The sequence below is a fragment of the Ruminococcus sp. genome (assembly GCF_017549005.1).
Classification (GTDB): Bacteria; Bacillota; Clostridia; order Oscillospirales; family Ruminococcaceae; genus Ruminococcus.
This window is the reverse complement of the sequence record NZ_JAFYYT010000029.1, coordinates 56,982-66,953: the sequence shown is the minus strand read 5'-3', so window position 1 is coordinate 66,953 and position 9,972 is coordinate 56,982. Positions and strand designations below refer to the sequence as shown.

At 43.3% G+C, this 9,972-nt stretch carries 10 protein-coding genes; all 10 read left to right on the top strand.

Going from position 1 to position 9,972, the window contains the following annotated elements; genetic code table 11:
• The coding region (locus IKW96_RS07610; RefSeq protein WP_296572667.1) for a hypothetical protein at positions 1-1,488 on the top strand (1,488 nt) is incomplete at its 5' end.
• 164 nt (positions 1,489-1,652) lie between these two features.
• Positions 1,653-1,871, top strand: coding sequence for a helix-turn-helix domain-containing protein (locus IKW96_RS07605; protein ID WP_296572670.1), 219 nt, complete (start codon positions 1,653-1,655; stop codon positions 1,869-1,871).
• Positions 1,872-1,933: 62 nt separating this feature from the next.
• On the top strand, positions 1,934-3,121 hold the full coding sequence (locus tag IKW96_RS07600; protein ID WP_296572664.1) for a tyrosine-type recombinase/integrase: 1,188 nt from the start codon (positions 1,934-1,936) through the stop codon (positions 3,119-3,121).
• 308 nt (positions 3,122-3,429) lie between these two features.
• Positions 3,430-3,498, top strand: coding sequence for a GGGtGRT protein (locus IKW96_RS14815; RefSeq protein ID WP_227945356.1), 69 nt, complete (start codon positions 3,430-3,432; stop codon positions 3,496-3,498).
• 594 nt (positions 3,499-4,092) lie between these two features.
• Complete coding sequence (locus tag IKW96_RS07595) at positions 4,093-5,514, top strand: polysaccharide biosynthesis tyrosine autokinase (protein WP_296572661.1); 1,422 nt, start codon at positions 4,093-4,095, stop codon at positions 5,512-5,514.
• Between the two features lie 123 nt (positions 5,515-5,637).
• Positions 5,638-6,978, top strand: coding sequence for a DegT/DnrJ/EryC1/StrS family aminotransferase (locus IKW96_RS07590; RefSeq protein ID WP_296572658.1), 1,341 nt, complete (start codon positions 5,638-5,640; stop codon positions 6,976-6,978).
• On the top strand, positions 6,975-7,460 hold the full coding sequence (locus IKW96_RS07585) for a VanZ family protein (protein WP_296572654.1): 486 nt from the start codon (positions 6,975-6,977) through the stop codon (positions 7,458-7,460). Before IKW96_RS07590 ends, IKW96_RS07585 begins: the two co-directional genes overlap by 4 nt.
• A complete protein-coding gene (locus tag IKW96_RS07580) occupies positions 7,402-8,223 on the top strand; it encodes a sugar transferase (protein ID WP_367112950.1) in 822 nt (273 codons plus the stop codon). The genes IKW96_RS07585 and IKW96_RS07580 overlap by 59 nt, the downstream gene beginning before the upstream one ends.
• The gene (locus tag IKW96_RS07575) at positions 8,224-9,045 is read left to right on the top strand and encodes a glycosyltransferase (protein ID WP_296572648.1); all 822 of its coding nucleotides are present in this window, start codon (positions 8,224-8,226) and stop codon (positions 9,043-9,045) included. It abuts the gene before it with no gap.
• Positions 9,046-9,063: 18 nt separating this feature from the next.
• A complete protein-coding gene (locus tag IKW96_RS07570) occupies positions 9,064-9,969 on the top strand; it encodes a LicD family protein (protein WP_296572645.1) in 906 nt (301 codons plus the stop codon).
• Positions 9,970-9,972 lie beyond the last annotated feature (3 nt).

Below are 9,972 nucleotides of genomic sequence, written 5' to 3'. Positions count from 1 at the left end.
GAGGAGATTAGCAGCGGACGCTTTAATTTCATAAAGCGGACGAAGTTTATCGTTATCAATCAAGGAAACAACTCGGTCATCGTTGACGATGACTACGTCTATTTCGATACGGACATAATAGGAGAGCTTGCTCGCAGTAAGTTAAAGCTTAATAGCGTCAACACACTTACGGATGCAATAAAAGCAAGCGATTGCCTTAATATCAATGATCACAATAGCAAGTGTTACAGGTTTCATGTTCAGAATTCCGATGGGGAATCGTATATGCTGTATACTTACGGCGTAAGCAAGAAACTTATCAATGCAGAAAATCGTAAGAGGCTTGAACTTGCCGATTATCAGAAGTTCCTTCTCGACTATAGTGAGCTTGGACAGAACGAGTTACTTCCGCTGGGTATAACAGCAGATGGCAGATATGTTGGTAAGGATATATCATTTGGGAATAAGTCCAACGATCATATCTTTATCACAGGACAGAGCGGAAAAGGCAAGTCCTTCTGCGCAACAAATTTATTACCATTATTGGCGATGCTCGGGAGCAGGATGCTCGTTTGTGACGTAAGTGACTCATTCACTCGTGATGAAGTTATCAGAGCACTTCCCCCAGAGGTCGTCGATGCTCTATTCGAGTTTATCGAAGTTGCTGACGGCAAAAGAAAAATACCTGTAAATCTTTTGCTCATTGGAGACTGTTCCGGCCTTCCGGCTAGGAAGCGCCGCATTGTCAGCTTTATTAAGGCTATTGCGGGTAAACTCGATAAGGACGAAACAAGATCCCTTACTGGCGTAATTTCGGATATGCTGAAGAGGTATCCAAATATTACTTCAGTTTCAACCGAAATGCTCCGTAACGCGCTTAAAAGAGGCGGTAAGGTCGGCAATCATGTGTTCAGCCTTATCAGTTCTACGCTTGACGACATTGACAAGATAGGGTTCGAGGAGCAAGGCTGGGCAGAATTCTTTGAAAAAACAAAAAAGATTCCGGTTCTATACTTGGGGAACGAATCAGGTGATAAAGAACACTCATTACTCGATGCATTGATAGCATCGGCTTTTGAGTGGCAACGAGACCATGATACAGCTCCGCTGTCAATAGTTGTGGACGAGATCAAAGACCAGTGTTTTGCTGAAGGCAGTCCACTACATACTATATTGACCCAAGGAAGAAAGTTCAACACCAAGTTCATAGGTATGACTACGGAATATATCTCAATCGGCAGTCGCGCTATCGACGTAGTTAAGGAGGCAGGTATCAAGATTTTCTTCCGACCTGCTAAATCCCTCGAGCGTATAGCTGTCGAGCTTGGATATAAGAACGCAGCTAACGCTGGCTTCGGTTCTATGGGTATCGGTGATATTATACTCTGCGCTGAGTTGTACAATAAAATTGACGGGGTGAACGAGCCTATCGTTATTCACGCAAAGGCTATCAAGTTCATCGACACACCTCTCTATGGAAAGTTCCAGAAGGAGTACGGTATAAAATAAGTTAATACTGGTTGCGCCCATAAAGGGCGCGCCGTATACAATAATTATACGCTAAACGGCCAGTCAGGTCAAGCGAAAGGAGAATTTTTATGAATACCAATTCAAACACAACTACCCCTAATACGATCACTCAGAACGTAAATGAGCGCAGCACGGAAGGTGTAGTGCCAGAGAAAATCCTTTACACCGTAAAGGAAGTCTCTATAATCATGCACACTAACACCGGTTATGTTTATCAGCTCATAAGCTCGGGCTTGCTGCCTGCACTTAAGCTGGGCTCATTAAAGATCAGACACGCAACTCTGATGAAGTTCCTCAACGAGTACGACGGATATGATCTCACTGATCCAGGCAACATTGAGAAACTCTCAGTATCAGCGTAACATTCAATCAAACGAGGATAGCGCCCCGGAGGTGCTATCCTCATACTTATAGGAGGGATAGTATGGCAGAAATAAATGCCCGAAAGCGTGGCAGACGCTGGGAATACTATTTTGAAGTAGCTAGAGTTAAGGGTAAACGTAAGCGCTTCAGTAAGGGCGGATTTACCACAAAGGCAGATGCTCTTAGTGCAGGAACAAAGGCTATGAACGAATATCTGAACGCAGGAACAGTCTTTGTACCTAAGGAATTATCTGTGAGCGACTATATGGATTATTGGATAGAAATGTACTGCCGACCGAACTTGAAGCCTTCAACAATTGCAAGTTATAAGAAGTATATAAGACTTCATATTTCGCCTAAAATCGGACATTATCTTTTGACAAGCATATCTGCTGAGCAGCTGCAGTCGCTTATAAACGATCTGGTCTCAGAAGGTTTCAGTAAGAATACTATAATAAGTATAAAGGGAATTCTCTCGAGCAGTCTGAATTACGCAGTTCAGCCGCTTCATTACATACAGACCTCACCGATGGTTTATGTGAAGATACCTAAAGGATCACGCAGCAGCTTCAAGGCTTCACTGTATGTGCGAGATGTTATTGAGGAAGATGTTATAAACAAGATATTTGAACGTTTTCCTAAAGGCACTTCACCGTATCTGCCTATGATGCTTGCTTATCACTGTGGACTGAGATTAGGTGAGGCTTTTGCAGTAACATGGGATAATGTTGATTTTGATAATAAGACTATCACTATTGACAAGCAGCTTCAATGGCATGATGAGAAGAAGGTGTGGTATCTTACACCGCCTAAGTACAACTCTTCAAGAATCATCGATATAGATCAGTTTGTTCTGAATCTGCTAAATGAGTTAAGGGCGGAGCAGGCTGCGAACAAGGAGTTTTATGATGAGTTCTATACGACCTTGCACTATAATGAGCAAGACGGTATCAACACCAGCAGCGGGGAAGTGATCGACTTCATTAATGTATATGAGAACGGAGGCTTTATCCAGCCACGGACCATGCAGCATACCAGTACGGTGATACATGAGTTTTGTCCTACTTTTAATTTTCACTCCCTGAGACATACTCACTGTACCCGTTTATTAGAAGCAGGCCTGCCGCTGAAATATGTGCAGGAGAGGCTTGGACATAAAAACATAAATGTTACAATGAACATTTATAATCACCTAACACGAAATCAGGCTGAACAGGGCAAAAAAGCTCTGGAGGATGTTTTCAAATAATCTGACCGTCGTTCAGGACCACACCTGAGCGACGTATTTTTTTATAAAGAATGCTGCCTAATACTTGAAAATTATTCCGTTATCTGTTATAATAGAAAAAAGCATATAACTCGTTTTGCTCAAAGTACAGCTGGTTATAGTAAGCTTGTTTTGTCACCCATTTGTCACCCTAAATTGAAAAATACTAAGTTCTGACACATATTTCAAAAGGTCAATAAGAATTTGTATTTGCGAAAATACGGCTATTTTTCGACAATTATACGCAACACAACGCAATGCTGTGGAATCCGCAGATCGGCTATACATGAATGGGCAACAACCCGATGGTTGGTGCAACAGTTGCTTGTGCAGTTGCTGTTGAAGAGGCTATGAAGTAATTACTACTTGATATGTATATAAAGAGCAGTCCATGCGGACTGCTCTTTTTTGTGATTATGCACTTTTAATTTGCACAATTAATGAGTAGAATTAGTGTGATTTAAACGATTATAAATTTAAATATAACCGCTAAAAAATCTTATTTATTAATTTTTTATATACCGTTTGTAAACAACAAAAGTAATAAAATACATATAGAATATTGTGTGTGAAAAAGCAAACGAAAACAAAACTATAAAATAAACTGTATTTGGTGTTTTAAACAAAGTTTCGGGCACGCATTGACATATGAAATCTTCGATGATATAATTGAGGTATAGTAATTACAAAAAGTAGATATTGGTTCCAAGTATACAGATTGAGTTAGATTTAAAAATTTATGTTATATTTTTTTTATATATAAATCGGGTGATAATTATGAGATGCATACCAAAAGCAACAGGAGAAAACATTCCTTTTTATGAGATTGGCTTCTGATGTCACGGCTTTTGCACTCATATGCATATATCGTCCGTTTTTTTATATTTTGTCTATGATATTTAATATAGCTCTTTAGTATATGATCATAATGTTTGTACAGGAGAGCATCAGTAATGCGTAAAGAAGAAATTGAACTTAAAGAAATATTCGCGCTGCTCTTCAGCCGGCTGTGGCTCATTATCACAGCTGCCCTGATAGGCGGTGCTGCGGCGTTCTTCTATGCCGAGCTCTGTATGCCGCTTAAGTATTCTTCGCATATTTCCATGTATGTGCAGAGCTATTCCCGCTTTGATGACGAGTCGGAGCAAAGCTACAATAACATCAGCAATTCCAAACAGCTGATAAATACCTACATAAATGTTCTTGATGACGAAGCTGTTCTCAATGCTGTGGGAGTAAAGCTCATGCACAGCTTTGATCATGATATGCTTGCCGAGAACTTTACCATATCAGACGGTGTTATAGCTCCTGCGTCAATAGGCAGCTGCATGACTATAACCTCGTCCACTGATACAAATGCTCTGAAAGTGACGGCAACGACACAGAATGCGGAGCTTTCCGCTGCTGTATGCAATACTCTGGCAAAGGTTGCACCGGGTTACATAAGAAAGGCAGTTGGCGCAGGCAGTATAAATACGATCAATTCGGCTAAGATATACAGAACTCCCGTATCTCCCGATGTCAGGCGGTATACGATACTGGGAGCGCTTATCGGAGCAGTTCTGGTCGTTACGTTTATAATTGCGGCTTATTACATTGATAATACCATAAAGGGTACAGCATTGCTGAGCGCTGCGTACAATAAGCCGATAATAGGTTCGGTACAGGAGTTTGAGCTTGAAAAGAAGAGAAAAGGCAGATATTTGATGCTCACAGACAAGAAAGTGCCGTTTTCTGTTGTTGAGAGCTATAAGTCAATAAGGGCAAACCTGAGCTTTACTCTTTCGACCTGTGATAAGAAGGTATTCACTGTTTCATCAACAAGTCCGGGCGAGGGAAAATCCACAACAGCTGCAAATATAGCGCTTGCCCTTGCACAAGGCGGTTCAAAGACCCTTCTTATCGACGGAGACCTGAGAAAAGGAGTTCAGTCAAGGATATTCGGCGTCAGGAACTCCAAAGGACTGTCAAGCGCTGTCAGCAGAATGGCACATACAGATGAATGTATCTTCAGGGAGATAGAGGACAATCTCGACATACTTCCGTCGGGACCTGTACCGCCTAATCCCTCTGAGCTGCTTGCTTCCGGAAATATGACGGAAATGCTTGAAAAGCTCAGCGAAAGATATGATACTATCGTTATTGATACTCCTCCCGTAAATGTTGTGACAGACGCTATTGAGCTTGCAAAGAAGGTTTCGGGAACTATCATGGTCGTCCGATACGGAAAGACAACGACCGATGACGTAAATGAAGCGATGAAGAAGGTAGGCTTCTCGGGGATGAATATGCTTGGTTTTATCCTTAACGGCGTGAAAACCAAGCGCAGAGGCATACTTTATTCCAAATACAAGTACGGCAGCTATGGCAGCTGACAATGAAAAGAATGCGGCCTTATCCCTCAGGGCTGCTGGAAAAGACATAGAAAGATAAACTTCTAAGTTTAAAATGACATTAAAGAGAATAAAAAACGAAATTACATTAAAGGAGCATACCCGATGAGCGCAGTTAAAATGAAAGGTAATGTTAAGGAGGTCGGCAGTATCATTCAGAATTCTGATTCCAGATTTGCGGGGATAGAACCGTTTAAGCAAAAGCTCTGGCTCGCGTCGCCGACAATGCACGGAGAAGAACAGAAGTGGGTGGACGAGGCGATAAGGACCAACTGGGTATCTACGGTAGGCGAAAACATCAATGTTATTGAAAAGCAGGTTTGCGAATACCTTCATGTCAACTGTGCTGTTGCTCTGTCATGCGGAACAGCTGCACTTCATCTGGCGATAAGACTTGCAGGCGAGAAACTGTACGGTCTTCCGAGAGTAGGTCACGGAAGCCTTGAGGGCAAAAAGGTCTTTGCTTCCGATATGACCTTTGACGCAACTGTAAATCCCATAACATATGAAGGCGGCGAGCCTGTATTCATCGACACAGAGTCCGACACCTGGAATATGTCTCCCGAGGCGCTTGAAAAGGCTTTTGAGATATATCCCGATGTAAAGCTTATAGTGGTTGCTCATCTTTATGGTACTCCCGGTAAGATAGACCTTATCAGAAAAATAGCCGATAAACACAATGCACTGATAGTTGAAGACGCTGCCGAGAGCTTTGGCGCTACATATAAGGGCAGGCAGACAGGTACTTTCGGAGACTTTTCAGTAATATCGTTCAACGGAAACAAGATAGTAACGGGAAGCAGCGGCGGAATGCTTCTGTGCTCGGACAAGGCTGATGCGGACAAGATACGCAAATGGTCTACACAGAGCCGTGAAGCCGCACCGTGGTATCAGCATGAGGAGCTCGGCTACAATTACCGTATGAGCAATATCATTGCAGGTATCGTAAGGGGACAGCTCCCTCATCTTAACGAGCATATCGGACAGAAGAAAGCGATTTACGAGAGATACAAGGAGGGACTTGCAGACCTCCCGATATCGATGAATCCCTTTGACGCTGCTACCAGCGTTCCGAATTACTGGCTTTCATGCATGATAATAAATCCTGACGCCATGACGCTGTTTGTACGCAGCGGAAGTGACGAGCTTTGGACAAGCGAGGCAGGAAAGAGTTCACCGGGCGAAATACTTAATGCTCTGTCAAAGTATAATGCAGAAGGCCGCCCGATATGGAAGCCCATGCATCTCCAGCCTATCTACAGAAGTCATGGATTCATCACGGCTGACGGCAACGGCAGAGGTCAGAGCAATGCATACATCGCAGGCAATATGACAGACGTGGGAGCTGATATATTCCAGAGAGGCTTATGTCTGCCTTCCGATAACAAGATGACCGCAGAGGAACAGAATGTGATCATCGACATAATTCACAGGTGCTTTAATTGAGCATATCACAGGCAAAGAAGTTCATATGGGATAACAGACAAAGGATAAAGCTCGTCTTTTTCGGAGTTTACTGCTTTTTCATTGTCTGTTATACGCTTTTGCTGAGAAAACAGGGCGCATATCATAAGGCTGATATGCGGTTTATGTGGGCTTACCGCGAAATGCTGACGGGACACCCGGAGTGGAAAACAGATGTTTTGCAGAATATCTTCAATATCCTGTTTTTTGTTCCCTTCGGAATGTCTTTTCCGCGCAGTTTGGTTAAGCGTCTGCCCTCTGCATTCAGAGGCAGGGAATGGCTTGCGGTGCTTAGCGTCGGACTTGTGTTTTCGGTATTTATAGAGGTCACGCAGTATGCTGCACGATTAGGTTTGTGTGAGCTTGATGACGTGATCTGCAACAGTCTGGGCGCTTTGACGGGCTATGGCCTTCTCAGAGCGTTTATTTCGGGAAAGCACAGAAAAAATAAGGATACACAATAATAAATACGGAAGGAAAGAGCAAATGCGACTTCAGCGAAAAAGAGGCTTTTATGAAAGGTACATAAAGCGGCTGATCGATATTATATGCGCTCTGCTGGCGATTATTCTTTTCAGCTGGCTATATGCTGTCATAGCAGTTATTGTGAGAATAAAAATGGGGTCTCCTGTTATTTTCAGGCAGCCGCGTCCCGGCATTGTTGATCCGAAAACAGGTGAGGAAACCCTCTTTGATATGTATAAATTCCGCACAATGACTGATGAAAGGGACGAAAACGGAGAGTTGCTGCCCGACGGGCAGCGCCTTCCGAAGTTCGGAAAGTTCCTGAGGGCAACGAGCCTGGACGAGCTGCCCGAGGCTTTCAATATTTTAAAAGGCGACATGAGCATAATCGGTCCGCGTCCGCAGCTTGTACGCGACATGGTATTCATGACGGAAAAACAGAGAATGAGACACACAGCAGTACCGGGTATGAGCGGCCTTGCTCAGACAAACGGCAGAAATGCCATAACCTGGGACGATAAGCTCAACTGGGATCAGAAATACATCGAAAAGGTAAGTTTCATCGGAGATGTGAAACTTGTTGTAAAAACAGCTATGCAGGTATTTATACGAAGAAAAGACGAAACAAACGCAGCCGAGACTGATCTTGCCCTTGATTACGGCGATGTACTGCTGGCTGAAGGCAGAGTCAGCAAGGAAAGGTATGACGAGTTACAGGCAGAGGCAAGGAAGCTGCTGGAAAAGCATGAAAGGAAGATCTGAATGGAAAAATACAGCGTATTAATGTCATTGTATCAGAAAGAAAACCCAGAATATCTCCGTTCCGCTTTGGAATCCATGATAAATCAGACAGTTCAGCCTGACGAGATCGTTCTTGTTGAGGACGGACCTCTTACTGACGAGCTTTACAACGTAGTAGGCGAATACGAGGACAAATTTCCCGAGCTTTTCAATGTACTGGTACTTGAAAAGAATCAGGGACTCGGACTTGCTCTGAATGCAGGACTCAAGGTCTGCAGAAACGAGCTTGTTGCCCGTATGGATACTGACGATATAGCAGTATCTGACCGCTGTGAGAAGCAGCTCCGCTTTTTTGAGAATGATCCGCAGCTTACAATACTTGGCGGACAGATCGAGGAATTCATCACTTCTCCTGACAAGGTAGTAGGCAGACGTGTGGTTTCGCAGACAGACGCAGAGCTGAAGGAATTTATGAAAAAACGCTGCCCTTTCAATCACATGACGGTAATGTTCAGAAAGAGCGATGTCATAAAGGCTGGCAACTATAAGGACTGGTTCTGGAATGAGGACTATTACCTGTGGATAAGGCTTGCCCTCGAGGGCTGCAAATTTGCAAATCTTCCCGATACGCTGGTGCATACCCGTGTCGGTGCAGATATGTATCAGAGACGCGGCGGCAACAAGTACTTCAAGAGTGAGATAGGCATTCAGAAGCTGATGCTTGAAAAGCATATGATTGGCTTTTCAACATTTGTTGCCAACTCAGTAAAAAGGCTGATCGTGGAGAAACTCATGCCAAACAAGGTTAGAGGCTGGGTATTCCGTAAGTTTGCAAGAGAATAATAAAAACAGGAGAGGTATATGAGATCCTACAAGCAGCTTTTAAACAGCGTACCAAAACAGGGTTTTTTAAGAGAATTAACAGAGGATGAGAGCCGAAAGCTCAAAGAGCTGTTCCTGTCGGCATATACGGACATATATAATGCCTGTGAAAAACACGGCATAGAAGTCATGCTCATAGGCGGTACTCTTTTGGGCGGTGTAAGGCATAAGGGCTTTATCCCCTGGGACGACGATCTTGACCTTGCCATCAGCAGGGAACACTTTGATAAGTTCAGAAAGGTATTTGATAAAGAACTGGGTGAAAAATACATACTCAGCGCTCCGAACTGTAAGGGCAGGGCAAGACAGCGATTCCCTCAGATACTTATCAAGGGTACGAAGCTGGTCACAGTTGAGGACGACGGCGTTGATATTCCTCATAATATCGCCGTTGACCTCTTTATAATCGAAAATGTCCCCGATAACTTCATGTACCGCAAGTTCAAGGGCTTTCTGGCAACAGGTCTTATGTATATAGCGGGACAGGTTCAGACGTATGAGGGCAGGAACGAGACACTCAGAAAGTACCTTTCTCAGGCGGAGGACGGCGAGAATGTCTACCGCAAAAGGCTTTTTGTGGGAAGGATATTTTCGTTTATGAACAGCAATAAGTGGTTCGATTTAGTGGATAAGGCTGTTCGTTACAGGAAAAAAACAAAATTATCAAGCATCCCTACCGGAAGAGGTCACTATTTCGGTGAAATAATAAGGACAGACTTCTTTTTTCCTGTAGTTAAGGGAGAATTTGAGGGCAAAGAAGCTCTGATGCCGCACAATTACAAGAAATACCTTGAAAATCTTTACGGAGATTATATGCAGGTGCCTCCTGTTGAAAAAAGAGAACGACACTTTATATGCGATATAGCTTTTAAATCTGAAAAATAATGT

Excerpts from the sequence above, each read along its gene's own strand:
- IKW96_RS07600 (WP_296572664.1), top strand. The coding sequence starts at position 1,934 with ATGGCAGAAATAAATGCCCGAAAGCGTGGCAGACGCTGGGAATACTAT.
- IKW96_RS07595 (WP_296572661.1), top strand. The coding sequence starts at position 4,093 with ATGCGTAAAGAAGAAATTGAACTTAAAGAAATATTCGCGCTGCTCTTC.
- IKW96_RS07590 (WP_296572658.1), top strand. The coding sequence starts at position 5,638 with ATGAGCGCAGTTAAAATGAAAGGTAATGTTAAGGAGGTCGGCAGTATC.
- IKW96_RS07580 (WP_367112950.1), top strand. The coding sequence starts at position 7,402 with ATGGCCTTCTCAGAGCGTTTATTTCGGGAAAGCACAGAAAAAATAAGG.
- IKW96_RS07575 (WP_296572648.1), top strand. The coding sequence starts at position 8,224 with ATGGAAAAATACAGCGTATTAATGTCATTGTATCAGAAAGAAAACCCA.
- IKW96_RS07570 (WP_296572645.1), top strand. The coding sequence starts at position 9,064 with ATGAGATCCTACAAGCAGCTTTTAAACAGCGTACCAAAACAGGGTTTT.